Here is a 25,730-nt window from a genome sequence, read left to right as displayed (position 1 = left end):
CCTTCTCAATTCGTAAGATCTCGGAAAAGTTGAAGATATTGATGTAGATGTCTCGTACTTAGGAAGTCTTTCTTCACTATTTCATATCCCTTGTTCCCCATTTCCTTTGCAAGACCGGGATCATCAAGTATTCTTCCAGTGTACTCAATGGTATCTTCAACGCTTTCAACGAGATAGCCGTTAATTCCGTGGTGAACCTGAAGAGGAATGCCTCCAACGTTTCCCCCAACTACGGGAGTCTTCTTCCACATTGCCTCGCTCACAGTCAAAGCAAAACCCTCGCGAAGTGATTTCTGAAGAACGACTTTGCTTACTCTTTGAGCTGCGTTCACCTCGATATCACTGATATTCTGGAAGTTCGAGAGAACCTTGATGTCGTAATCCATTCCACTGTATCTTAGAAGGTCTTCATAGATCTTCCAGCCCTCAGGATCATCTGAAGCCATCGACCCTATTAGCAGAAGCTGAAGCTCTCTAAACCTCTCCTTCAGCTTTCTATACGCATCTACAACTCCCAACGGATCCTTCCACGGATCGAACCTTGATACTTGAGTTATAACGGGTTTTCCACTCTCGATTCCGAGTTTTCTTAGTGCCTGTTGCATCTCTTCCTTCGACAGTTCCCTGTTCTTGTTGCTTAGAGGATCAATTGAAGGTGGAATTTCGTAGATCTTGTCGATTGAAATCCCGTCTTTAGCATAGTCTTTGAGTGTGAATACAGCTGCATTATAGTAAGACAGGAAGCCGTTTAGATAATCCCAGAAGACCCGATTGGGTGAGGAAGTATCTATGTGACATCTCCATACAAGCCTGCAACTTCCGAAGTCTGCAAAGGCAGGAAGACCTACCGGTTGAGGGTCATGTATCACCGCAATATCGTATTCACCTGGTTTTATGAAACTCGCGTTGTCTTTTGAAACGTTTTCAAAAAGGTCCCTATCTTCATCTGATAGTCGATCCTCCTTACCCTGAAGTGCGTTGTGCATCCTTTTTGTAAGGTCGAAAAACCGAGAAGGAGCGTCAATTACTTTCCAATCGACATTGAGGCCACAGTCTTTCATTAAAGGAATCAGAGTGTGTAGTATTTCCGCCACGCCTCCTCCAAAAGATGTTGCGTTGACATGCAAAACTCTCAGACCCCTGAGTTCGCTCGAAAGCTTAAGAATACTCTCCAATAGATCACTTTCTATAAAAGGCTCATAGTCCTTCAGACTCTTTCTCTGTACTTGCGTAGTCTTCACGTCCACACCTTCTTTCTGCTTTGGCAAAAGGTTAGCTGGTCCCGATTGGGACCAGCTAACCAAGTTAGACAGTTACTAGAAGCCCCAAACTACTTCAAAACCTGTTAGATCTTCCAGATCAAGAGCGAGTTCTTCAAGAGCGTTCTGAGCATCTGCTGTACCCAAGAGGATGTTATGAACCGCCTTGAAGAAGAGAGTAGACACTTCATTATATCGTGGCGCGGTCGCCGTTGAAGGTCTAGCAACGGCATTTATAAACACATCATACAATGAACCAAAAAACGGATTGGCTTTTAGCACTTCGTAATCCGCATAAAGAGCCCCAATTGTGGGGTTAAAGGAGCCTTCTACTGCCCTCATCTTCTGAACTTCATATCCAGCCATGAAGAGCGCCACATCGGCTGCAATTTCCGGATTTCTGCTGTACTTGCTAACCGAGAGCTGCCAACCGCCAAGCGTTGCCGCTCCGCTACCGCTCTTTCCTGCAGGTAGAGGAGAGACGTCAAACTTTCCTGCTACGGCGCTGTCCTCGCCTCTGCTTAGTGAATAAGCGTATGGCCAGTTTCTCATGAAAGCAGCGTTCCCTGTCTGCCATACCGCTCTTGCATCCTCTTCGGCAAATGTCAAGACACCACTTGGAGAAATCGTGCCTACCCAGCCGGCGGCCTTTTCAAGTATCTCAACGGCGTTTGCATTGGCAATTGTTATCTTCTTGTCGGCGCTGATAATCGTACCTGCATCGTTTGAAGCAAGCCATTCAAGAGCGTCACATGTTAAGCCCTCATAGGCGTTTCCCTGCCAAACAAATCCCCAAAAGTCGGGATTTGTTTTCCTCTCGCCTTCCTGTATTATTCTTGCTGTCTCTTCCAGTTCGTCCCAGGTCTTCGGCACAGCAAGCCCATACTTTTCAAGAAGGTCGGTCCTGTAGTAGAGAAGTCCGGCATCCGTGAACCATGGAATGGCAACCAGTTTTCCATCTACTGTGTTATTCTCAACTATTGCCGGAAAGTGCATCGATACAACCTTGTCGGCGTTGTACTCGTAAAGATCTACGAAGTGTTCTGCGAGGTCGCCGGGCCAGATTACGTCCACCTGATAAACGTCAATCTCGGGACTTCTTGCTTCGAGGAACTGGAGATAGAGACCTAGTCTGTCCTGTACCATATCTGGAGTGTCGAGAACTCTTACCGTGACATCCGGATGGATCTCCATATACATCTCAGCAGCCTTCCTTGTTAGCTCGAGTTCCTGACCGACAGCTCCTGCGGCTACCGTAATCACAGTTTGGGAAATGGCCATTAACGCGAATGATACTACCATGAGAGTTAAAAGTACCTTTTTCATAATACCCCTCCTTCAAAAGAGTTTTTTTGAGTTTCATCAATCCTCAAATCTCATTTAGTTACTTTGACTCTTCAAATCACCTCCCGTTAGCATTGAAACGAAACATTCATATAATTTCAGCATCGCTATCCCTTTACCGCCCCGGCAGTCAATCCTTGCACAATTCGTCTTTGGAAGATGAAAACAAGAACTACAACCGGTACTGTAACCACTACTGCGCCAGCCATGATCTCGCCAAAGGGAACCTGTCTCGAGACACTCCCTGTGAACAACGAAATCGCGACGGGAATTGTCCTTGCTTGAGGCGCAATAGTTGTGAATGTAAGAGCAAATATGTACTCGTTCCAAGCAGCTATAAATGCCAGTAATCCTGCTGTTACTAGGGCCGGCGCTGTCAAAGGCAGCAAGATCATATAGAAAGTTTGGAATGGAGTTGCACCGTCGACCCATGCCGACTGCATAATCTCCGTAGGAAGCTCTTTGAAAAAAGCTGTAAGAACCCATGTTGTAAAAGGCAAAGTAAAAATCATATAAGAGAGGATCAAACTCAATCTAGCACCTAGATTCAGCGTTGTGATTACCGCGTATAACCCAGAGAGTACAGTGATTTGAGGAAACATGGTTAGCGAAAGGATTAGATAGAGTGTTATCTTCTTCCCTTTGAACCTAAGTTTTCCCATTGCGTAGGCCGCAAAAGACCCAACTCCTAGAGCAAGAACTGTAGTTAGTCCTGCAACTATGGTGCTGTTCCACAAAGCTCTAACGAAGGTCCCGTCATTGAACACAGCAACATAATTCTGAAGTGTCGGCGAGAACTTTCCATTTCCGTCCACAGGAACAAAAGTAGCGGGGGTCATCTGTAGTTGAGCCTCAGACTTCAGCGAGGAGTTAACTGCCCAGTAGAACGGAAATAGCATGTAAAAGAATATGAACAGTACGAGTACCCAGAAAGCTACTCTCCCTATGAACCAGAGCAATCTATTCTTCTTCATTCTTCATCAACTCCCATAAGCCTCATGTAAATCACAGCGAAGATACCGATTAGGAAGAATATTATTACGCCTATTGCCGAAGCTAGTCCCATATTCCTGTTCCCGATCAGCTGATAATAATTGTATGAGGCCATAGAGTACATCCGGTTGCCCATCAAGACCTGAAATACGTCAAACACTCTTAGGGCGTCAAGCGTTCTGAAGATGAGCGCTACAGCTAACGTAGGCTTTAAAAGCGGCATTGTGATAGAGAGAAACTGTCTAATTCTACTTGCTCCATCAACCCTTCCAGCTTCATAGAGTTCTCTCGGGATAAGCTGCAATCCCGCAAGAATCAGAAGCGCCATGAACGGCGTTGTTTTCCAAACATCTACAGCTATGAGAGTGGGCATTTGCAGACCTGACATACTGAGGAACGAAAGATCTCCATCGCCCAAGCCCAGTCTACTAATGACCATGTTGAAAAGACCAGCTCTCGTTGGTTGAAGCATCCACTCCCATATCCTTGCTGAGACAACGGTAATAACGGCCCAGGGAACAAGCATTGTAGCTCTCATAATTCCTTTCCCCTTGAAGTTGCTGTTCACTACAAGTGCAACTCCAAGACCAAGAATAGTCTCTAGAAAGACCGAAATAACAGTGAAGACCAGCGTATTCCAGATCGCCTTCATGAACTCAGGATCTCTCGCACCTACTACATAACGCCGTCCGAAAAAAGAAAACTGAAACCACTCTCTGTACCTGATCGGACTTCTGGGCAAGACTCTAATCGCTCTTTCATATACTGGTCTACCCGTTGACTCGTCAATCAATGTTTCTCCGGTTGAATCATCTAACACTGCAGGTAGTTCCCGTATTGTAAGCCCGAGCAGACTCTTATAGTTTTCTAGCCCTATGAACTCAGGCGCCTCGTCCTTTCCCGAGGCGAAGACCTTGTCGGTGAGACTCGTGTAGAAAACCTGAAACAGGGGATAAAAAGCAACGGCCGCTAGGATCAGCAGAGCTGGAATAAGCAATTTGTAAGCGGTTCTCTGTTCCTTCTGAGCAAGTGATAGCTTATCTTTCCTGGCCATAAATCCTCCTCACTATTAGAGATAAATCAGGCCGTCCTCCTGCGTTTTAGCTTGGGCAGGAATCTAACCGGCTGAACATACTGTCCTGGTGCTTCTATCTTTTGGATTATCAGCTCCGCTGTTTTCTTCCCCATTTCTTCCATTGGCTGCTCGATTGTAGTCAAACCAGCTCTTTGAGTCCAACTCTGATTATCATATCCCACAAGGAAAAAATCCTTTCCAGGAATCTTCTTCATAGCAGCAGCAGTCTGAAGAACCTCAAGGGCAAAATTGTCGGCCAATGCGAAAATGCCGGGTTTAGTGTTTTCAGAAAGGATCCGTGCAATCTTTTCGTGAGCCGTTTCGAAGAAGAACGATGTGTAGACGAGCCTCTCTGGGTCAAAATCATATCCCTTGTCCCGGAGAATGTCGATAAAGCCCTCAATTCTCTTTTCGAAATTCTCAGTTGCTAGAATAGTGTTTTCTTCCTCAAAAGAGATCACAAAGAAATCTGATGAGCCACACTCAATGAGCAGCTCGGCAGCCATCCTTCCGCCCATGACATTATCCAGATAAACACAGTCGTACTCCTCGGATTGAGCCTCAAAAAAGACTATGTTTGTTCCGAAGTCAATACCGTTCTTAAGCAAGAATTCTGTGTTCATTGTACAAACTACAGCCCCATCTGAGTCATGAAGCAAAGCAAGATCTCTCCTAAGTCTGCTCAGTCTCCTTTCCGAAAACACAGGATAAATTACCATCTCGTAGTTTTTCATGTCGAGATAGTCATCAAACGACTTCATAACTCTCCAATGGAACTCAGTCCTGACTTCCGGCATCAGGAAGAGAATTCTTCTTGTCTTGCCTCCCGCCAGTGTTCTTGCCGTTTGATTCGGTTGATAACCTAATTTCTCAATCGCTCTAACAACCTTAATCCTGGTTGCCTCTTTAACAGAACCGCCATTTAGTACACGCGAAACGGTACCGGTTCCAACTCCGGAAAGAGCTGCAACATCCTTAATAGTTGGCTTCTTCAAAGAGATCGCTCCTATAATCAATAGGAATTTGGAATCGCTTCCATTATAACAATTCAATTAAGTCAGTCAAAACGTGAATATCCTTTATTTGAGTGAATGAAGAATAAATATCGAAGAAAAAGGCAAATTAGCTGTTGTATCCTGCAGATAAATCCTGAGATCTTTCCGTTGCTCACTGTTGCTTCTTGTTGGGCAATCGATTTACTTGATACGCTTCTTCCAACGATTTCAGTGCATTAGTTAAGATTACTGGATCTTATTATTCCTACGCAATCAAGGCCCCTATCCCAATAATTCCTTTCCCTCCGTGGACCAGGATTCCAGAGGATAACTCTCCTGCAAGCAAATTCTCAGAAAGCGAAGAGATTTTCGTTCTGACCCAATCAACCAGGGAGACCGTATTGCTGTCATCTCCAGAATGATACAGAGCAACACAAAGGACTTTCTTTCCTTTGACTGTGTCTAGCAGACGATCTACCATCTTTTCAACGGCCTTTTTCATCCCCCTGGCTTTGCCGGAGAGGGTGAAAACACCACTACTGTCGATTGTTCCTATAGGTTTCACATTGAGTATTTCTCCTACAGAACCCTCAAGCCTTCCTATTCTCCCGCTCTGTTTGAGATACTTCAATGTCGGCAAAGTGAAGAAGACTATGTTCTTGATTCCTGCGCAACTTCTAAGGTCTGATGCGATTACTCTCAAAGAGTCTCCACGTTCTTTCATCTTTATTGCCTTGTAGACAAGCATGGCTATTCCGCCCGAAAGTGACAAAGAATCTACCGATTCTATGACAACCGACTTGCGCTCGCTAGCAAACTGTTCACCTATCGTCTTGAATAAATTATGAGTTCCGCTAAGCCCACCGGAAAGATTGACAACAAGAAGTTCATCGTAACCTCTTGCATACATTGTCTCGAAGGCCTTCATCACGTCACCAGGGCTAGGGAGTGACGTTCTGGCAAAGTTGTCGTCAAGAAAGTCCGCAATTTCGGCCTTGCTTATTTCTACGCCCTCGCGAAAGGACTTTTCTCCCAGAACAACCATCACAGGAACGATGTACACATCTTCTCTTTCAGCCAGCTCCAAAGGAAGATCGACGATTGAGTCACAAATAATTCCTATCATTAATACGCTTCCTCCTCACCAACAACCACGTTTCTTTGCAAACCAAGACTTATTCTGCCATCTGAAGAGAATATCCTGGATTCAACAACATCCCCGGGGTTCAAATATCTCCCGCTCTTCTGCTGATCTCTAACAAAGATCTCCCATCTTTTGGACTCAGAAAGCTGACCAATGAACCACGAACGAAACCCCTTTTTTGTACTGAGTGCGGTCCCTTTCGGAGTACCCGTGAGAATAACGTCTCCAGGGTAAAGATCTGAAAACCGACTCAGCTCCGAAATCGTCTCTGCAGGGCTATAAATCATGCTAGATGTCGAAGCACTCTGCCTGACGGAACCATTTACACTCAGTTCGAGATTGAGATTCGCGACACATTCCGTCTCCTCTTCATCAAACATCGCCATGAACGGACCTATAGGGCAGAAAGTACGATAGCTTTTACCCTTAAAGAACTGAGACTGAGGTAACTGGACATCCCTCGCTGAAACATCATTCGCCATAACGATTCCACCTACGTAAGTAGTGAGTTGCGATGAGTCAACATCGATACTTCGGCTTATTTGAGCTCTGATGACAAGGCCCAGCTCCACTTCATAATCTAGAAGCCGTACCCCAAGTGGCCTAACAATTGGTGAACAAGGATCTGATATTGAAGCAGAGGATTTGTTGAAGAACATGTTGTACTTCTTGTCTTTCTGCCTTGTTCCCGTATCCAGAAGATGATCCAGATAGTTCTTTCCCTGGCAAATAACCCTGCATGGTTTTGTTATAGGAGATAGAACCTCAATCTCGGAGAGAACGATCTTTTCTTCGGAAGCAAGGTCCTTGAGTTGCTTGAGATCCTCAGATACCGAGCTAAGAAAGTCACCCGTCGTTGAACATTCCACATCCAGAGGACGGACAAAACCCTCTTCAACAACTCCCCAGAATTCTTGTCTCTTGCTACTTCTAAATCTTCCAACATGGACTATCACAAGCCCGCCTCCCTCATTTATTATAACCTGAGGCTTCGATCAATGTCTCCGTTTTTCCATTGGCTTCCCATTAATAACAGTCTGCACGGATTTACAGCGAGCAGCTCACAAAGTTAGCCCATAGGTAACCGTTGGCTTTGAGCGGGTATGGCTGTGCTAGAATTGTTCTGAGGTGATTGAATGAGTACTTTCGAGCTCCAGCGTGCGGTCCTTCTTCACTGTGACGAAGCGGCAACAGAGGTCCTTCGAAAATCATTCAAGGACACCACGGTAATCGACTGCCGTGGGTTGGAGAACTTAACTCTGAAGGAAATTCTGAATTCGGAATGTCCAAAGAAGGAGGCTCCCTTGACTTCCGGCGAGGTTCTATGTTATGTGATTTTTAGTGGGTTTGAGAACAGTTATATTGGTCAGATCATTAAACAAATCCGTCGGTATCTTGGGAGAGACTTGGTATTCGCAACCACCACTGAATCGAATATGAACTGGAAGATGAGTGATTTACTTTCTGAATTGGCGGAGGAACACAACTACTTTGTGAAAGCGAGGCGGGAAAAACTTGATGGATAACTTGTTCCATAAACTTGAGGATCTCTCAAAAGTTGAATTAGTAAATCTTCTGAATTCGATTTTTTCGGACTATGTTCTCAGAATGCACTGGACTCTGGAGAGTTTCGAGAGAGATGTGAGAGAGAACAACATATCGCTTTCGGAATCCTTCGTTATGGAAGTAAAGGGAGAGTATGCGGGAGTTGTGCTGTTGAGTTTCAGGGGCAAAAGAGCAAAAATCGACCTGATGGGAGTCTTGTCTTCTTTCAGAAGAGAAGGAATTGGCTTCCGAATGGTCGATGAGGCACTTAAAATCGCAAAGTGGAATGGTTGTGAGCAAATTGTTCTGGAGGTCCCGGAAAAGGATTCTGCAGCAATCGCCTTTTATGAAAAGTATGGCTTCAGGCACAAACGTAATCTGATCACTTTCTTCATCAAAAGACCCGGCACAAAGGGATTCTCACTCAAGAAATCCGATTCAAGCAGAATTATAGAGTGCGCTCTTTCTGCAATTAGCAACTTCAAGAGAAATCCCGAGTGGGAAAGAGAGCCTTCTAGCTTCACTCATCTAGAGCAGTACAACTTTGACTTCGTTGAGAATTCCGAGGGAAAGGAAAGAGGCTACTGCATCTGGCAGGAAAAGGATTCTCTCTTCTATGTGAGAGACGCTGGCCCAGTAAAGAGTTCCTCATATAGGGAAATAATAGGAGGGCTTTGCGGAATCGCTAAGGACAAAGGGCTCACTCCTCTCTTTCCTACCGTTCCGGATGACGATCCGCTATTTCTGGAAGCAACAGAACTCGATCCTGAGGTTTTGCTAAAGCAGAGCGAGATGATTTACAAGATTCATTGAACATCATGAAATTAGTGACTGCCTCATATACCCGAGAATATACTCCACCATCTTGAATCCGTCTTGAGGAGATTTGTGTATCAGGTGTTGAACAAGCCGGCTTCTGTCCAAGAGCACATACTCGGAATTTCTCCGAACAACAACTGTCGTGTCCCACTTACTCTTCGCCAGCAACTGAACTTCGCCGATAGAATTTGGAGATTTAAGCGAGAATAGAACAGAGTTTTCATTCTCTCTTCTTTTCGAGAGAATCATCTCTCCTTTGAGAAGAAAGATAGCACTGCCGGCTCTTTTCCCCTCCTCAACAACAATCTTGTCCGAATCGGTCTTTCTGATTTTCCGTGAGTCCCTTCTCAAATTCCTGAAGAGGTTTGAACTGTAATCGGGTCCCTTATAGAGGAACTTGAATCCCGATTCTAGAAGTCCCATGCGACAAGCAAAGAACCTAGCTATTCCAGCTATCTCGTCTGCCTCTCCTTCAACAATCTCCAGAATCGATGTCAATGCCAGATCTAAAGAGTTATTTAGAAAACAGCTTAATGAATAGTAGAGTTTCACCGGTCTTGACAAAGGTGAGTTCTGATACTGTTCCAGATAACTCTTCAGAACTTCCTGAGCAGATGGGTATTCCCTCCTCTCTATCAGCTTTATGCCCTTTCTGTAAAGAGACTTTTCGCCGAACAATAGTGGAGGGTATTCCTTCAACCAGTGCTGCTTCATGGATACCAAAATCGAAACCAAACCGTCAAGATCAAGACCCTTCGATTCGGAACATGATCTCAAATCTTCTTCGACATTCTGAAGGAACTTCTCGAGTCTCTCCGGCCTGGCAACCAGATATTCTCTGAGCTCATCCCTATCGCCAACAAGAATTGAAGAATCCCCTATGGAAAGAAGATCTCCGCTGTACTTTTCACCAACTATAGACATTGGGTCTGCTAGATCTCCTTCCATATAGACCTTGTCATCCGAATTGAATCCCTTAAGAATAAGGCCACCTGACGAGACAATATAATACAAGTCTGCCTTCTCACCACGACCTGCAAGTTTCGTATCTCCCTCTAGAACAATTTCCCTTATAATCCTTCATCGCCTTTCAGTCTTCCCAAAGTTTCAGTTCCTTAAGTCCGTTCTTAACTATCTTACTTGTATCCCTTGCAATAACGAGTTCTTCGTTCGTAGGAATCACAAAAACCTTGACTCTAGAGTCTGCAGTTGAAATCATTACTTCCTTTCCCCTGGCTCTGTTGTTTTCTTCGTCAAGAGATATCCCAAGGTGGCCAAGATACTTATTTATGATATTGGCTCTCAGATATGCGCTGTTTTCTCCGACTCCAGCTGTGAAGACTATTGCATCGACTCCGTTCATAGCGGCTGCATAAGCACCAATGTACTTAGCCAATCTGTGCTCATATACGTCATGAGCTCGTTTACACAGAGGTTCATTATCAATTGCGCGCATCTCAATGTCTCTCATATCACTGAACTGCCTGTCTGTGAGTCCGTACATACCGCTTTCCTTGTTTAGCAGATTGTTGACTTCGCCAGGTGAGAGCCCTTCTTGTTCTTGCAAGAAAGGCACTATTGCAGGATCAATATCTCCAGAGCGAGTTCCCATAACCAATCCCTCAAGAGGCGTGAACCCCATTGAAGTATCGAAAGATCTGCCATTCTTAACGGCTGTGATCGAAGCGCCATTGCCTATGTGAGCAGTTATTATCTTTAGCTCCTTGAGTGGTTTCCCTAGAATGGATGCAACCCTTTCCGAAACGTATCTGTGGCTTGTGCCATGGAAGCCGTATCTTCTTATTTTATACTTCCTATACAGACCATAAGGTATTGCGTAAAGGTAAGAGGATTCGGGCATTGATTGATGGAATGCCGTATCAAAGACGCCCACTTGAGGAACCGATGGAAGGATCTTCTTTGCAGCAACGATCCCTTCTATGTTCGCCGGATTATGAAGAGGTGCAAGGAAGTTGTTGGATTCTATTTCCTTTATCACTTCATCGTCAATGAGCACTGAAGAAGCAAATCTTTCACCACCGTGGACTACACGATGACCTACCGCTTCAATCTCGTTAATGTCTTTCACAACTCCAGTCTTCTCAGCCTGCAAAACTTCTATTATAAGTTCTAGGCCTTCAGTGTGGTCGGCAATGTCGTTCTCGAACTCAAACTTCTGGTCGCTCTTCTTGTGAGTCAGTTTGGATCCAGGAATTCCTATTCTTTCGAGTAGACCTTTTGCCAGAACATTTTCACTTGCGGCATCGAGAAGCTGGTACTTGATTGAGGACGAGCCGCAATTGATTACAAGAATCTTCATTTGACACCCCCGTTTATGCTTTATTAGAACATCCTAGAAGTCTCAACCTTTCCCTTATCACATTCTTGACCAGTTCTTTCGGTGTCTTGAAGTATTTCCTCGGATCAAACTCCCCAGGATTCTTTGCAAGAAACTCTCTCAACGAAGCGATGAAAGCCATTCTCAAATCTGTATCTGTGTTAACTTTGTTTATTCCGAATTTCACTGATTCAGCAAGAATCTCGCCAGGAACTCCCTTTGCCCCTTTGAAGTCAGCTCCATACTCCTCGGCCAGGTCCTTGACCTCCTTGGGAACGCTCGAAGCTCCATGTAGAACAAGAGGAATACCGGTAAGCTTCTTAACCATCTTCAGTCTCTCAAAGTCAAGTCTCGCTTCTCCTTTGAACTTAAAGGCCCCATGGCTAGTTCCTATAGCAGGAGCAAGAAAGTCCACCCCAGTCTCTTTAACAAACTGCTCTGCCTCCTTGGGATCGACAAGAGCCGCTTCATGGGACTCAACCACAACATTGTCCTCTATCCCAACCAATCTGCCGAGTTCCGCTTCAACCGATACTCCAAGACTGTGGGCAATTTCCACCATTTTCTTCGTCTCTATAACGTTCTTCTCAAAGGGAAATTCGGAAGCATCAATCATTATAGAAGAATAGCCTGCCTGAATGGCGGCCATGAGTATTTTGAAGTTCTTTCCATGATCGACATGTAGTGAAACTGGAATATCGACGGTCTCCGCATAACTCCTTACCATCGAAACAAAAAGCCTTGCTCCCAGCATAACATTGCCGTTTCCTGCATACTTGATTGCACCTTCAGAGGTTTCGATTATCACTGGAGAGCGCTCTTCAACTCCAGCATCGATAATCGCTTGAAGGAATTCTAGATTGTTGATATTTAGTGCTGGTACCGCGTAGGATTCTTTGTTAGCCCTATCAAGTATCAGTTTTGTGTTAACGTAAGGCATTTTTCTCCCTCCAATCTCGTCTCTAGATCAACATTTCATCAAGATTATACCAGCTCAAAACGGCTAAGTTCTATTCCATCGCCCGTTTTCCTCATAAACGTAACCTTCGAGTTGAAGGTTCGTTAACTCAACTATCAAATCTTTGCTAGGTAGTTTCGTTTTGAGAAGAAGCTCTCCAAACGTTAGGGAACCGGTTCCGAGAACTTCTAGAACCTCTGAATCTACACTCCCTTCGTGTAACTCTCCAATGTCAATCTCAGGGAATTCTTCAATTACGTCACCGAATTCCGCAACGAGCTTTGCACCATTCTTTATGAGCCAGTTTGTTCCCTCAGAGTTCTTTCGGTTGATATCCCCGGGAACAGCGTAGACATCTCTTCCATTTTCAAGCGCGAGCCTAGCGGTGATCAAGGAGCCACTTCGTATAGTCGCCTGTACCACTAAGACCGCCCTAGCTAGACCGGCAATTATTCTATTCCTTCTTGGGAAATTCTGTTTCAAGGGGGGCGTTCCAGGCAGATACTCCGAAATTACGCAACCTTTTTCCATGACCGATCTGATAAGAGAGCTGTTTGACGCAGGGTAATAGACGTCGATTCCCGTTCCCAAAACACCTACAGTCGTTCCAGATCCGTCAAGAGCACCAATGTGAGCTTCGGCATCTATTCCGACAGCAAGACCGCTGACTATCGTGATTCCTCTTTCGGAAAGCAACCTTGAGTACTCTCTGGCAACTGAAGTTCCGTACTTGTCGGCCTTCCTTGATCCGACAACCGCTAAGACGCTTTTTGAATCGAGCAATGAGACTTTTCCCCGAAAGAAAAGCACTGAAGGCGGTTCGAAGATGTGCTTCAGAGAATCGGGATACTCCTCATCCCTGTGAGTTATGAAGTTGCCGTATGTTGAAAGAGTTCTAATAACACTGGAGAAATTCCTTGCGAAATTCTTCAGTTTGTTTCTATTCAATTCTATTGGCGAACGAAAAAGCAGAGAGCTATCGAATCCAGAACTCTCTATCTTCTCCATTTCAGAAGGGTTGAAGTCGCCCGAAAGCGCAATTGCAGCATATTCTAGTCTATCCATCACAAAATGAAAGCACTGAGATCCTCGTCGGCCGCGATTTCGCCGATTCTTTCATCAACATACTTCAAATCAATAAGAACTTCATCACTAACGTCCGGAGCCTTAAACGATACCTCTTCTAGAACCTTCTCAACAACCGTGTATAATCTTCTAGCTCCTATGTTCTCTATACTTTCATTAAGATTGTGGGATACCCTGGCTATCTCATTGAGGCCATCTTCGGTGAACTTTACTTCTACACCTTCAGTTTCCAGCAAAGCAACGTATTGTTTCGTTATTGCATTCTTAGGCTCAACCAGGATTCTTAAGAAATCCCCCTGGGTCAACGCGTCAAGCTCAACTCTTATAGGAAACCTTCCCTGAAATTCAGGTATCAAATCAGAGGGTTTTGCCGCATGAAAAGCTCCTGCCGCAATGAAAAGTATGTAATCGGTTCTTATCTGGCCATGTTTGGTTGTGACAGTTGTTCCCTCAATGATCGGCAGTAAATCCCTCTGAACACCCTCGCGAGAGACATCTGGTCCATGGGAACCGCTTCGGAAAGTTATCTTGTCTATCTCATCAATGAATACAATTCCTCTATTTTGAACTCTTTCAATCGCTTCTGCTATGACCTTATCCATATCAAGAAGTTTTTCAGCTTCAACCGGTAAGAGTGCCCTTCGAGCATCGACAATTCTCATTCTCCTCTTTTTCGTCTTCTTCGGCACCATACCTCCCAGAACACCCGACATATCGATTCCCATGTCTTCCATACCGGGAATCATTATCATCGGTTGACTGTGATCCTCTATCTCAACCTCAATATCGAGATCTTCAAGATCTCCGCTTCTCAATCTCTCTCTATAGTCTTCCCTGCGGTCCTTTATTCTTTCAAGTTCCTCCTGACTGGGTTTAGACTGCTGTTGTCCCTGAAATAACTCAAGAATGTTCCTCGGTCCACTTCCTTTCGTCTGAGGACCGGGAACCAGGGCTTCAAGGATTCTCTCCTCAACCTGGAAGATCGCCTTCCCCTCAACCTCGCTGATCTTCTCCTGCTTGACCATATTGACCCCGACTTCAACGAGCTCCCTTATTATCGACTCAACATTCTTTCCAACATAACCAACTTCCGTGAACCTAGTTGCTTCGACCTTAGTAAACGGAGAACCAGTCAACTCCGCCAGTCTTCTTGCTATTTCAGTCTTGCCAACCCCCGTAGGGCCCATCATAAGTATGTTCTTTGGTATTACGTCTTTTCGCATCTCTTCAGGAAGTTTCTGTCTACGGATCCTATTTCTCATGGCTACTGCGACAGCTCTCTTAGCCTTGTCTTGACCTACTATATACTTATCGAGTTCTTCGACTATTCTCTTTGGAGTCAACTCATCCAATTCTTCTCTCTTCATTACTTATCTCCTCCAAGTGTTTCCAGAGTGAAATTCGTGTTGGTGTAGATGCATATCTCACTGGCTATAGTCATTGACCTCCTTGCTATCTCTTCTGCATCGAGATCGCTATTCCTCATCAGAGCTCTTGCAGCAGCAAGTGCGTAAGAACCGCCAGAACCAATTGCCAGCACTTCTTCGTCGGGCTCTATCACTTCGCCATTTCCAGATACGAGAAGAATGCTCTCTTTGTCAGCAACGAGTAGAAGAGCCTGAAGGTTCTTAAGAATCTTGTTTGTTCTCCACTCCTTAGCAAGATTCACGGCTGCTCTCTTAAGATTTGAGTTGACTTCCTTGAGCTTTTCCTCGAATTTCTCGAAGAGAGTCATTGCGTCGGCTACAGAACCCGCGAAACCCGCTAATACCGCTCCATCGCCAAGCTTCCTTACTTTTCTGGCTGTGCCTTTCATCACTGTATCTCCGATCGTGATCTGACCATCTCCTACCATAACAGTATTTCCGTTTCTTCTCAGAACCAGTATCGTTGTACCGTGCATCGTCTTCATGATTACCTCCTGTTCCTCTTCTCAGCAGACTCAATCACTCCCCGAACAATGTCCTCGAAAGACATACCCGCAGCCCTGGCAGACATAGGAAGATCGCTCAGGTCAGTCATTCCAGGTATAGTATTTACCTCGAGAAAGAAGAAAATCTCATCCCTCAGTATTCCATCAATTCTGGCAAGATCCTTGCATCCGAGAAGATCGTAGATTGCAGCAGACTTTTCGATAATCGTTTCATACACGTCATTATTCATTGGAGCCGGGACCACAAAATCCGTCAACCCTGCCGTGTATTTAGCTTCATAATCATAAAAACGTCTCTTCGGTCTTATCTCTAGAATCGGAAGAACCATATGGTCATCTTCCGAATCAATGATAGATATGGTGATTTCTCTTCCTTCTACGTATTCTTCAAGGAGAAGAAAATCGTAAGTGCCAAGAAGTTCCCTTGTTCTTTCCTTCAATACCGCAAGGTCGTCACAGATGAATACGCCGATGCTCGATCCTTCTCTTACCGGCTTCACCACACAGGGAAATGTCTCCCACCCCTCAAGATCGACCTCGCCGCCAATTCTTCTCCATACGGGCAGATCGACGATATCCCTGACAAGCCTGTATGTAATCTCCTTGTCGAAGCAAATTGAACTGGTCCTGGAATCAGAGCCGGTGTAGGGCATTTCTGCCAGCTCTAGCATACCCTGAAGCGTCCCATCTTCACCGAACTTACCATGTAGAGCCAAAAACATGAGGTCTACCTTTAAAGTAAGAAGAGCAGGAATCGTCTCCCTTCTGAGATCAAAGGGCACTACTTCCACACCGAGCTTCTCAAGAGAAGTTACTACGTTCATTCCGCTCTTAATCGAAACGTTTCTCTCATTAGAAAGCCCGCCGTAAACAACGGCAACCCTTCGCTGCATCAAGCTTCTCCCACCTCGAATTCCTTCTTGCAGTTTTCACAGTACTTGACTCTCTTTCCGCCTCGCTTCACCTTGAGGAAGAGATTGGAGCCACAGATCTCGCACTTCTCTTCTGTAGGTTCGTTCCAGAACATTTCCCCACAACTGGAACACTTGTAGTAGTTTTTCCCCTTCTTGCTTCTAAGCTTTTCAACAACCCCGCCGCATTTCGGGCAATGTGCATCAATCCTGACGTTCCTTGTGTACTTGCATTTCGGATAGGCAGAACAGGCAATGAATTCTCCGTATCTTCCTTTTCTCTTAACCAAATTGGATCCGCATTCGGGACAGCTTTCATCTATCTCAACTTCTAATTTCTGATTCGGGGCAACATCTTTCAGAAGAACTTTTCCATCGATAACACAGGTGAAGGACGTCATGTCCACAGACTCGTTTTTGTCGCAAGACTGACACTTAAGATATCCGCCGTACCTTCCGAATACAACCTTGAAGGCTCCGCCGCAAGAACACTCCCTATCGGTCTCGAATTCGATTCTTAGCTCTCCCTTCTTGATCTTCTTGTCAATCTGATCAAGATCTATTCTAAAACCTTCATAGAAATCGTGAACAACATCTCGCCACTTTTTTGATCCGTTTTCAACACCATCGAGTTCTTCTTCCATGTTTGCTGTGAAATTCGTGTTAACAACATCCGGAAAATACTCGTTTAAGAACTCATTAACAATAGAGCCCAGCAATGTCGGTCTTAGTTCTCTAGATTGTCTCAGCACATATTTCCTGTCGAGAAGTGTGGAAATTATCGTTGCATATGTTGACGGACGCCCTATACCTCTCTTCTCAAGTTCTTTAACCAGGGAGGCCTCACTGAATCTGGAAGGCGGTTTGGTTGTATCCTCTTCCCATTCTAGTTTGGAAGGCTTGACTAATTCTCCCTTTTTGTAGTCGTGGCCAATTTCGCTCTTTGAGGATCTTGAGATAATCCTTTCAAACCCGTCGAATAGTTTTCTTTCTCCGGTCAAACTCAGAATGTACTTGCCGCTTTCGTCAGCCAATTCAACATCTGTCACCGCATACTCTGCACTCGCCATCTGAGAAGCAATGAATCTATTCCATATTAGGACATAGAGACGGAGATTATCTCCTGACAGTAGCTTCTTGGCCATCTCCGGATCATTTTCGGGATATGTTGGTCTGATCGCTTCATGAGCATCCTGAATTTTCTTACCTTTACCGCCTGATCTAACGGGACCGACGTATTCGCTTCCGAAGCTGTTGCTGATTATCTCTACTGCCTTATCTCTTGCCTGACTCGAAATCCTTGTGGAGTCTGTTCTCATGTATGTGATGAAGGCTATCTGGCCCTGATCCGTCTCAATTCCTTCATACAGCTGTTGAGCAACTTTCATGGTCTTGCTGGCGCTCCATCCTAGCTCCCCATTCGCGCTTTGTTGAAGAGTTGAAGTAATAAAAGGCATCGGAGCGCTTCTCTTGGAAGTTCGTTTCTTAACATCCTTAACACGGAGAACGCTTTTCGAGAGCTCTTCAATGATCTCATCTCTCTTTTCTTCAGTAGTCACGGATTTGTTGTTAAACTTCTTTCCTTCAATTTGCGAAAGAGCGAACCGATCCTCGGCAGTCTTAGCAAAAATCTTGAAAAATCTGTGCGGAACAAAGACTGCGATCTTCTTCTCAAGCTCAACCATTAACTTCAGAGCCACCGACTGAACTCTGCCGGCGCTCAAACCCTTAGTCATAGTTCTCCATAGAAGCGGGCTTATCTTGTAGCCCACAATTCTGTCCAGAACCCTTCTAGCTACTTGAGCTTCAACCTTTGACATGTCGATATTTCTTGGACTAAGAATTGCGCTCTTTATTGCAGATTCAGTAATCTCGTTGAAGACTATCCTGTTCTTTTCATCTCTGGGAAGGCCAAGAAGCTCTGAAATATGCCACGCAATAGCCTCTCCTTCACGGTCAAGGTCAGAAGCCAGAAAGACTTTCTTGCCTTTTGACTTCTTTTTGAGTTCCTGTACAACTTTTTCCTTCCCTTTCAGGACTTCATATGTGGGTTCGAAATTCTCAGGATTCAATCCGAGATTAGATTCGGGGAGATCCCTAACATGTCCCTTTGAAGCTGCAACTTCGTAGTTTTTTCCCAAGTATCTACCAATCGTCTTCGCCTTTGCGGGCGACTCAACTATAACAAGCTTGTCAGGCAAGATATCACTCCCAATTCCTCAGTCACCTGATCTTCTGTTCTTCATGAAGACCCTTCTATTCAGAAAACGATCATAGTTGCTCCAAGAAGCCGTTGACCCGTTGAATTCTCTCTCTTCAATCTCACGAAACTGGGCAACTTTGGAATCGAGGTCGTCGGCCATGTGAAGAACAATCGCTTCAGTTGTCTTTGGAATAACAGGGGAACCCCACTCCATCTCTCCGTGATGAGATAGAAGAAGATGTTTGATCTCGGTTTGAAGATAGCGCGGGAAGCCCTGTATCTTCGCTATTGCTCTGCCTACCATCTCAATTCCCATAGCGATATGACCAACAAGCTCACCGTCGTTAGTTCGATCGATTCCGGCAGGCGTTACCGCGTATTCATAAACTTTGCCTATATCATGCAGCAATGCACCTGCTATCAGAAGATCCCCGTCTATAGAATCACTGTACTTCGTTGCGAAGAAAACGCAAAGCTCTGCAACAGACATTGTATGCTCCAGAAGACCACCCTTGTAAGCATGGTGTACCTTTGCCGCTGCAGGGGAGATAATGAACTTCTCAATGAACTTCTTATCGTTTTCGAAGATATCTCTCAGCAAGGCCTTGATATGCTCTTCACTCATATTGTTTATAAGACCCAAAAGTTCATCATACATCTGCGGGATATCTTTGGTTGTTACAGCCATGAATCTTTCGGGATCATACTGTCCGATTTCTAGAACTTGAATACCTTCCGAATCAAGATTCAGCTGCTGCCTATCTTCATATACAACTACCCGCCCCGAGATTCTTACAACGGTTCCCTGTTCCAGAGTGTCATCGTTGTGCTCTGCGTTGAACCAATCGATAGCTCTTATCGCGCCTGTCTTGTCAGAAAGAGTGAGAAGAAGGAATTTCTTCCCATCTCGAGCCTCCTGAATTCTCTTAGAATGAACCTTAAATATTGAAAGGACAGAACTTCCCGGGCGCAGGTCTGAAACAAACGGAAGACCGTCCTTATTAGTTTTATCCTGGTCGTCATTTATCTGACTAAGAATCTCATTTCCTATTATGTCGCGGAGTTTCATAATCTTCTCCTTTCCAATAGATCCTGGGAACTCTAGAAGTGATAGAGCAAACCACTTCGTAATTTATGGTACCGCACAGTTCTGCAATTTCCTCCGCAGTTATCGTCTCTTCTTTCTGTGAACCGATTATAACTACTTCGTCTCCCACCGACAGCTTACTATCGACATGTGATACGTCAACCACAAATTGATCCATGCAAACCCTACCCAGGACTCTACATCTCCTGCCCGCAATAATAACACAACCTCTGTTAGAGAGCAGTCTATTAAAGCCGTCTGCATAGCCAACAGGAATAGTGGCAACAAGCATCTCTCGTCCGGCAACAAAGGTTCTTCCATAACTAACCGAATCACCGGCTCGAATCTTCTTTAGGAAGGAAATGCAGGTTTTCCACTCGATTATCGGCTTGAGATTGTAGTCAATAACGCTCGATGGCTGAAGACCATATGTTGCAATACCCACTCTAACATAATCGTAGTCTTTGTTATCAAGAAAGATGGTACCGGCACTATTCGAAATGTGAACCACGAAGTCCCTGCCCCTGCTCTTACCAATGCCCTGGAGGAACTTTCTGAACTCCTCACTCTGCTCGGAAACGAAATCGCTATCCTTTTCATCGGCGGTAGCAAAGTGTGTGTAAGCACCCGTTATCTTAATTCCATTAGCGACCGCCGACTCATATAACTTGATCGATTCTTCCCATTTCATCCCAAGCCGTCTCATCCCTGTATCTACTGCAATCTCAAAATCAGGAAGGGTTTCGTTGAGGCCAGAAATGCTATCAAGCTGACCGGAGGAAAAGAGCGACAATGTAAGACCGTACTCCTTTGCAGCAAGTATCTCTTCATTATCCACATAGTTCAGGACAAGAATCGGAAGAGATATTCCGCTCTCTCGAAGCTTTATCCCCTCTTCAAGAAAAGCAACTGCAAGCCTTTCAACGCCAGCTTCCTCGGCTACTTTGGACAGCTGTTCAGCGCCATGGCCGTACGCATCTGCTTTCACAACTGCCATCAGTCTCGCTGGATATGCTTTCCCAGCTAAATAAAGAAGATTCTGTCTATAGGCAGACAGATTTACTAAGGCGTAGGTCTTTCTACTATTCATGGAATACCTTTTTGGCAAAACACGCTCGGTATGCTATAACTAAATTGCTCTTGTGACTTTCCCAGCTTTAAGGCACTTCACACAAACATTAATTCTCTTTACCTCACCATCAACTACGGCACGGACTTTGTGAACATTCGGCTTCCACCAGCGCTTGGCCTTTTTATTTGAGTGAGAGACCATATTTCCGGTTCTTGGTGCCTTACCACAAACTTCACAAACTTTGGACATTTGATTTGTCCTCCTCTCGATTCGCAATACAATTCATTATAGTAAAGAAAGATCAGCTTTTCAACTCGCTTGGGAGGTTTCACTTCTTGAAATGTCGTTGACTTTCATGTTTGTCACAAGCATAATCTTAGTTATGAAGAAGATAATACCTGCGATTCTGTCAATCACATACGTGATTGCAACAGTCTACTTTTATTTGAGACCGGGAGTACAAACTTTTGTAGTTGGAAGCGACAAGTTCCTTCATTTCGTAGGATTCTTCTCCGGAGGTGTTCTTCTGATTCTGATTTCAAGAATCGGAGCCAGCCGTCTGAACAGGCTTGCCCTTGGGTTCTTCTTGGTGATTGGACCTTTAGTCCTCGAATCTCTTCAAATCATATCTCCTTACAGACAGTTCGACACTCTGGATATCTTGTTCAACTACCTTGGCTGGATTGTTCCTGCAACCGTTTTTTCGATTGTTGAACGCTGCATGGTTCTACTGAAAAACAGAGATTCTCATTGATAAAACCACTTGATCAGCAACGTCCAACTTTCAACGCAGACCTTCAAATTATTCTTCTAATAAGCTAAGATGATATACTTCTTTTTGATCGTGAGGGGAGGTGTAATTCTTGAAAGAGAGAAACTCAGTGAAGTTGCTATCAATCTTTCTGATATCGTTTATGATAAGCCTTTCGCCCATGGTCGTTATGGCAGAGCCATCTATTATGGTTAATACTCATTATGTTTCTCCGGATGCTACACCTTCCGGGTTTCCAGCCCTCATAGTAGGGACTGTGAACAACTTTGATCTCCTTATTTTGAAAGAAGGTCTTCTTGAAAGAGTAGTTTTGGAAGGAATCGAGATTCCGAAGTATGACTGGTCAAGACTTCATAGCAGAGCGCTTCTTAGTCTTCTAAGAAGTACAATAGGGTCTTGGGCAAGGATCCAGAAGATATCTTCTGAAGAACCTTCTTCTGCTTACGTATGGATCTCGATCGAAGATGAAGTCTATCTACTTCAATCAATAATCGTATCAAGCGGTCTTGCTATTTCCGTTGCAGATGGAGAAATCGAACTGAGTTATGCCGAGGAATACGCTTCCAAGGAGAAACTGGGTATCTGGGCAGATGAAGCAAACTCTCTGGAATCACGAATAGAAGAAGATTATGGGCAAGAAGATCAGCCGCCTGTCCAAGACTCGTCAGTCCAGAATGCAAAACTCGTGATTTCAGAAATCAAGATCTTCGATAACGGCGAGTATGCCCTTATAGTCCTAGCCGCTGAAGAGAGAGGAAGTTCAGAAGGTTATTCAATCTCGATAGTCTCAAAGTCAGATAGAAGTGTTGATGAGGATGTCTTCTTCTTCGCTTCAGGAAAAGAGGCTGAAGTCCACGAGCAAATAACAATACTTGTAACACTTGACAGATCACGAACCGTTTCTTATGAGTATGATTTTCTCTGGGAAAGCTTCCTTGATCCTAGAGGAGGCTACCTGAGGGTAAGGGCTCCAAGTGGTAGCGAAACCCTTTTCGAATATGAATACGATAGAAGAATTAGTGGCTTCATTGTAACCCCACTTAACTGAGGGAGGCTTTATAATGAAAAGAGTGTTGTTCTTCTTGGTAATTATCTTCGGAACAACGATTTTTGCTTTTACAGGAGAAAGCATGGGGAAAAGTTCAGCTGATTACAGCGCAGAAACTGTAATTATAATCCACTATCATAGGTACGATAACAACTACGACGGTTGGAATCTCTGGGTATGGCCCGATAAACCAAAGAGCATGGATGGAAAGTCATATTCTTTCGACAAAATCGACGATTTCGGAGTCACTTCGATAGTAAGGCTTCCCGACAAACATTCGAGACTCGGATTCATTGTTAGACTTCGCGAGTGGGAAAAAAAGGACATAGCCGTTGATAGATTTGTAGATATTCCTGAATCCGGTGTAGTAGAGATTTGGGTAGTTGAGGGTGAAGAAGAATTCTTGTTCGATCCGGAAAAGATAGATCTTACACCAAAAGTTAAGATCGCTTTCCTGGATTCATTGACTGAGATTCTGGCCTCTCTATCCGCCCCGGTTGACACTAAAACGGCAGCTCCAAAAGTTACCTTGAACGGCTCTGTTCTCAAAATCGAGAGGTTTGAGAAGGCTGATCCGACAGACATATCAACCACAAACTACGTGAAGATTGTGCTTTCCGAACCGATTGCCGCTGAAAACGTGAACAAACAACTCTCTCTAGAGATCGAAGGGTTTCTGTCAAGCGAAGTGATCATTAGAAAGGCGCTGGATGATCCACAGTTTTACTACGACAAAGAACTTGGATCAATCTACTCGGAGAGTAAAACAGTATTCAGAGTTTGGTCTCCCGTATCTTCTTCGGCTACAGTCATACTCTTTGAAGACCTCTATTCCGAAGTCTACACAGAGGTCCCCATGAGCAAAATCGAGGCAGGTGTGTGGGAAGCGACGGTTGAGGGTGATCAGCATTTAAAAGCCTACAAGTACCGGTTTTTCTCTTACGGTAAGGAAAGAGAGACTGTAGACATCTACTCTAGAGCAGTAACTAGAAACAGCGAGAGATCAGTCGTAATCGATCATAACAAGGCAGTGTTCGATGGCTGGACAGGCCATAAAATCCCGCCTTTTGCGAAGCCGGAGGACGCGGTTATTTACGAGATCCATGTTGGCGATATGACATCAGACTCAAATACCGACATAGAGAGTAAAGGAAAGTACCTGGGACTAACCGAAAGAGGAAAGACTGGGCCTGATGGGGTCACCGCCGGACTGGATCATATAATTGAACTTGGCGTAACTCACGTTCATATTATGCCATTCAATGACATTCACTATATCGATGAGGGCGTTGACGGACAATACGGCTGGGGGTATGATCCATATCTATACATGGTTCCGGAAGGACACTATAGCACAGATCCCTATGACCCACTAAGCAGGATTGCTGAGTCGAAAATGATGATCAAAGCCTTCCACGATAATGGAATCAGGGTGATTCTTGATACAGTATATAACCATACTGCAACAACAGGTTCTTCCTCACCATTTGACCAGACTGTTCCCTATTACTTCTACAGAACGGACAGAACAGGCGACTATCTTAATGGAACTGGGGTTGGAAACGAAATAGCTACCGAAAGGCCGATGATGAGGAAGCATATTCTCGATACAGTAAAGATGTGGGTCCAAGATTACCGAATCGACGGTTTTAGGTTTGATCTGATGGGTTTGATAGACCGCGACACTGTTCTTGCAATAGACAGAGAACTACATGCTATTGATGAATCGATTCTCCTATACGGTGAACCTTGGGGAGGCTGGGGAGCAACGATCACCTTTGGCAAGGGAGATCAGAGGGGTACCGGAGTAGCGGTCTTCAATGATAATCTTCGCGATGCGATAAGAGGTAGCGTTTTCGATCCAAAGGTAAAGGGTTTTGCACTTGGAAGCCGCGCAAAAGAACGAAGGATAATGCGTGGAATTGTAGGTAGTATTGATTACAGCAACGATATTAAGGACTTTGCTGATGACCCGGCAGAGACAATAAACTATGTTTCGGCTCATGACAATCAGACACTCTGGGACAAGAACAGTGCAGCGATGCCCGATGCCCCAAAAGAGCTCCTGATTAGTGCTCAGAAGCTTTCAAACGCCATTGTTATTCTTTCGCAGGGGATTCCGTTCCTACATGGAGGAGTTGATTTTGCGCGCACGAAATACGGAAACGAGAACAGTTACAACGCTGGGGTAGAGCTGAACAAGATGGACTATTCCAGAAAAGCGGAATTCATTGACCTGTTCGAGTACTACAAGGCTCTGATACACCTGAGGAACAATCATCCCGCATTCAGGATGGGCTCAGCCGAAGAAATAAGCAAAAATCTCAAATTCCTAGACGCTCCTAGGAACATAGTCGCTTTCACTATAGATGGCAGAGCGGTAGGCGATTCTTGGGATGAAATTCTCGTAATCTTCAACGGTAATCTTGAACCAAGCGAGATAAACTTACCAGATGAAAGCTGGAATCTTGTTGCTGACAAAGACAGAGTCTCAGAAGATGCGTTTGAAAGGCTGTCCGGAAAGGTAATACTTGCACCGGTATCCACTTATATCCTTCACAAGTGATTTCGGAGGTGTGTTATGTACAGCTGCAAGATAATCAGAATACTTGAGTCAGGCTTCTTTGAGGAAATCTCTCGGTCAATAGAAATCTCAAAGAGAATTCTTGAAGACCATGATTTCACGTATACCGGCTCCACTGATGTCGCTCCAGTAATGAGCGACCTGAAAGAAGCGATATATGCAGACTCCTGTTCAAACGATGTTGTTCTGGTTCTTGGAGGAACTGGTCTATACAGAGAAGACATTGGTCCTGAGGTTGTCTTATCTCTTGTAGACAAGAGAGCAACAGGAATCGAGACTGCCATGTTGAGAAACGCAATTGTTGCCGATCCATCTCTGTGTCTTTACAGGGTGGGAGCAGGAACGATAAAAGACTCAATAGTACTTTCTGTACCAGGATATCATGAGACAGTTCATTACTATCTGGAGGCTGTTCTGGATTACCTGAAACCTTTTTTTGATGGACTGAGGGCGCCGGAGAAGATTCTTGGCAATGATGTCAATGTAAATTTGTGATACGGTGAGCAATCACGAGAAAATCGCTTCTTATTGTCATTTCGGATTTTTGATATAGATCTTTACTAA

24 protein-coding genes are annotated in these 25,730 nt (G+C 44.6%); 6 read left to right on the top strand and 18 right to left on the bottom strand.

Annotated elements, in window-relative coordinates; all coding sequences use genetic code 11:
* Positions 1-5: 5 nt before the first annotated feature.
* The 7 genes from RJ60_RS01910 to RJ60_RS01880 form a co-directional block, all read right to left on the bottom strand.
* Positions 6-1,241, bottom strand: coding sequence for a glycosyltransferase (locus RJ60_RS01910; protein WP_099830553.1), 1,236 nt, complete (start codon positions 1,239-1,241; stop codon positions 6-8).
* 75 nt (positions 1,242-1,316) lie between these two features.
* Positions 1,317-2,585 (bottom strand): ABC transporter substrate-binding protein, encoded by a 1,269-nt coding sequence (locus RJ60_RS01905; protein WP_099830552.1) that lies wholly within the window; start codon positions 2,583-2,585, stop codon positions 1,317-1,319.
* 125 nt (positions 2,586-2,710) lie between these two features.
* Positions 2,711-3,577: a carbohydrate ABC transporter permease gene (locus RJ60_RS01900; RefSeq protein ID WP_099830551.1), complete on the bottom strand. Its 867-nt coding sequence runs from the start codon at positions 3,575-3,577 to the stop codon at positions 2,711-2,713.
* On the bottom strand, positions 3,574-4,650 hold the full coding sequence (locus tag RJ60_RS01895) for a carbohydrate ABC transporter permease (protein ID WP_099830550.1): 1,077 nt from the start codon (positions 4,648-4,650) through the stop codon (positions 3,574-3,576). The genes RJ60_RS01900 and RJ60_RS01895 overlap by 4 nt, the downstream gene beginning before the upstream one ends.
* Positions 4,651-4,676: 26 nt before the next feature.
* Positions 4,677-5,666 (bottom strand): LacI family DNA-binding transcriptional regulator, encoded by a 990-nt coding sequence (locus RJ60_RS01890; protein WP_099830549.1) that lies wholly within the window; start codon positions 5,664-5,666, stop codon positions 4,677-4,679.
* Positions 5,667-5,931: 265 nt separating this feature from the next.
* On the bottom strand, positions 5,932-6,792 hold the full coding sequence (locus RJ60_RS01885) for a DegV family protein (RefSeq protein WP_099830548.1): 861 nt from the start codon (positions 6,790-6,792) through the stop codon (positions 5,932-5,934).
* A complete protein-coding gene (locus RJ60_RS01880; protein WP_165775397.1) occupies positions 6,792-7,766 on the bottom strand; it encodes a fumarylacetoacetate hydrolase family protein in 975 nt (324 codons plus the stop codon). Before RJ60_RS01880 ends, RJ60_RS01885 begins: the two co-directional genes overlap by 1 nt.
* 180 nt (positions 7,767-7,946) lie before the next feature.
* On the opposite strand from RJ60_RS01880, the gene RJ60_RS01875 reads away from it, so the two are divergent.
* Together RJ60_RS01875 and RJ60_RS01870 are read left to right on the top strand one after the other, a co-directional pair.
* Positions 7,947-8,336, top strand: coding sequence for a DUF3783 domain-containing protein (locus RJ60_RS01875; protein ID WP_099830546.1), 390 nt, complete (start codon positions 7,947-7,949; stop codon positions 8,334-8,336).
* Positions 8,329-9,168: an N-acetyltransferase gene (locus RJ60_RS01870; protein ID WP_243392407.1), complete on the top strand. Its 840-nt coding sequence runs from the start codon at positions 8,329-8,331 to the stop codon at positions 9,166-9,168. Before RJ60_RS01875 ends, RJ60_RS01870 begins: the two co-directional genes overlap by 8 nt.
* A gap of 3 nt (positions 9,169-9,171) precedes the next feature.
* Here RJ60_RS01870 and RJ60_RS01865 read toward each other — a convergent pair whose 3' ends face one another.
* From RJ60_RS01865 to rpmB, 11 genes are all read right to left on the bottom strand, one after another.
* Entirely contained in the window at positions 9,172-10,188 is a 1,017-nt protein-coding gene (locus RJ60_RS01865) for a cyclic nucleotide-binding domain-containing protein (protein ID WP_243392400.1), read from the bottom strand.
* 76 nt (positions 10,189-10,264) lie between these two features.
* Positions 10,265-11,494: an acetate kinase gene (locus RJ60_RS01860; RefSeq protein ID WP_099830544.1), complete on the bottom strand. Its 1,230-nt coding sequence runs from the start codon at positions 11,492-11,494 to the stop codon at positions 10,265-10,267.
* A 13-nt stretch (positions 11,495-11,507) separates the two neighbouring features.
* Positions 11,508-12,452 (bottom strand): class II fructose-1,6-bisphosphate aldolase, encoded by a 945-nt coding sequence (gene fba, locus RJ60_RS01855; protein WP_099830543.1) that lies wholly within the window; start codon positions 12,450-12,452, stop codon positions 11,508-11,510.
* Between the two features lie 63 nt (positions 12,453-12,515).
* Positions 12,516-13,535, bottom strand: a complete 1,020-nt coding sequence (dprA, locus tag RJ60_RS01850) for a DNA-processing protein DprA (RefSeq protein ID WP_099830542.1) — start codon at positions 13,533-13,535, stop codon at positions 12,516-12,518.
* The gene (gene hslU, locus RJ60_RS01845; protein WP_099830541.1) at positions 13,535-14,923 is read right to left on the bottom strand and encodes an ATP-dependent protease ATPase subunit HslU; all 1,389 of its coding nucleotides are present in this window, start codon (positions 14,921-14,923) and stop codon (positions 13,535-13,537) included. Before hslU ends, dprA begins: the two co-directional genes overlap by 1 nt.
* Positions 14,923-15,468, bottom strand: coding sequence for an ATP-dependent protease subunit HslV (hslV, locus tag RJ60_RS01840; RefSeq protein WP_099830540.1), 546 nt, complete (start codon positions 15,466-15,468; stop codon positions 14,923-14,925). Before hslV ends, hslU begins: the two co-directional genes overlap by 1 nt.
* A gap of 2 nt (positions 15,469-15,470) precedes the next feature.
* Positions 15,471-16,382, bottom strand: a complete 912-nt coding sequence (locus RJ60_RS01835; protein ID WP_099830539.1) for a D-alanine--D-alanine ligase — start codon at positions 16,380-16,382, stop codon at positions 15,471-15,473.
* Positions 16,382-18,601, bottom strand: coding sequence for a type I DNA topoisomerase (gene topA, locus RJ60_RS01830; protein WP_099830538.1), 2,220 nt, complete (start codon positions 18,599-18,601; stop codon positions 16,382-16,384). The genes RJ60_RS01835 and topA overlap by 1 nt, the downstream gene beginning before the upstream one ends.
* Before the next feature lie 18 nt (positions 18,602-18,619).
* The gene (locus tag RJ60_RS01825) at positions 18,620-19,672 is read right to left on the bottom strand and encodes a 3'-5' exoribonuclease YhaM family protein (protein WP_099830537.1); all 1,053 of its coding nucleotides are present in this window, start codon (positions 19,670-19,672) and stop codon (positions 18,620-18,622) included.
* The gene (gene alr / locus RJ60_RS01820) at positions 19,644-20,780 is read right to left on the bottom strand and encodes an alanine racemase (protein ID WP_099830536.1); all 1,137 of its coding nucleotides are present in this window, start codon (positions 20,778-20,780) and stop codon (positions 19,644-19,646) included. The genes RJ60_RS01825 and alr overlap by 29 nt, the downstream gene beginning before the upstream one ends.
* Positions 20,781-20,819: 39 nt before the next feature.
* Positions 20,820-21,011: a 50S ribosomal protein L28 gene (rpmB, locus tag RJ60_RS01815; RefSeq protein WP_099830535.1), complete on the bottom strand. Its 192-nt coding sequence runs from the start codon at positions 21,009-21,011 to the stop codon at positions 20,820-20,822.
* A gap of 91 nt (positions 21,012-21,102) precedes the next feature.
* Between rpmB and RJ60_RS01810 the strand changes: the two genes are divergently transcribed.
* The 4 genes from RJ60_RS01810 to RJ60_RS01795 all read left to right on the top strand — a co-directional run bounded on the left by RJ60_RS01810 (position 21,103) and on the right by RJ60_RS01795 (position 25,661).
* Positions 21,103-21,516, top strand: coding sequence for an antibiotic resistance protein VanZ (locus RJ60_RS01810; RefSeq protein WP_243392399.1), 414 nt, complete (start codon positions 21,103-21,105; stop codon positions 21,514-21,516).
* A gap of 109 nt (positions 21,517-21,625) precedes the next feature.
* On the top strand, positions 21,626-22,582 hold the full coding sequence (locus tag RJ60_RS01805) for a hypothetical protein (protein ID WP_099830534.1): 957 nt from the start codon (positions 21,626-21,628) through the stop codon (positions 22,580-22,582).
* Positions 22,583-22,664: 82 nt separating this feature from the next.
* Positions 22,665-25,148: a type I pullulanase gene (gene pulA / locus RJ60_RS01800; RefSeq protein WP_374704100.1), complete on the top strand. Its 2,484-nt coding sequence runs from the start codon at positions 22,665-22,667 to the stop codon at positions 25,146-25,148.
* A gap of 15 nt (positions 25,149-25,163) precedes the next feature.
* Entirely contained in the window at positions 25,164-25,661 is a 498-nt protein-coding gene (locus tag RJ60_RS01795) for a molybdenum cofactor biosynthesis protein B (protein WP_099830532.1), read from the top strand.
* Positions 25,662-25,730: the final 69 nt, after the last annotated feature.

The sequence above is a fragment of the Mesotoga sp. B105.6.4 genome (genome assembly GCF_002896535.1).
Classification (GTDB): Bacteria; Thermotogota; Thermotogae; order Petrotogales; family Kosmotogaceae; genus Mesotoga.
The sequence above is the reverse complement of the archived record's forward strand: the minus strand, read 5'-3'. Positions and strand labels throughout refer to the sequence as shown.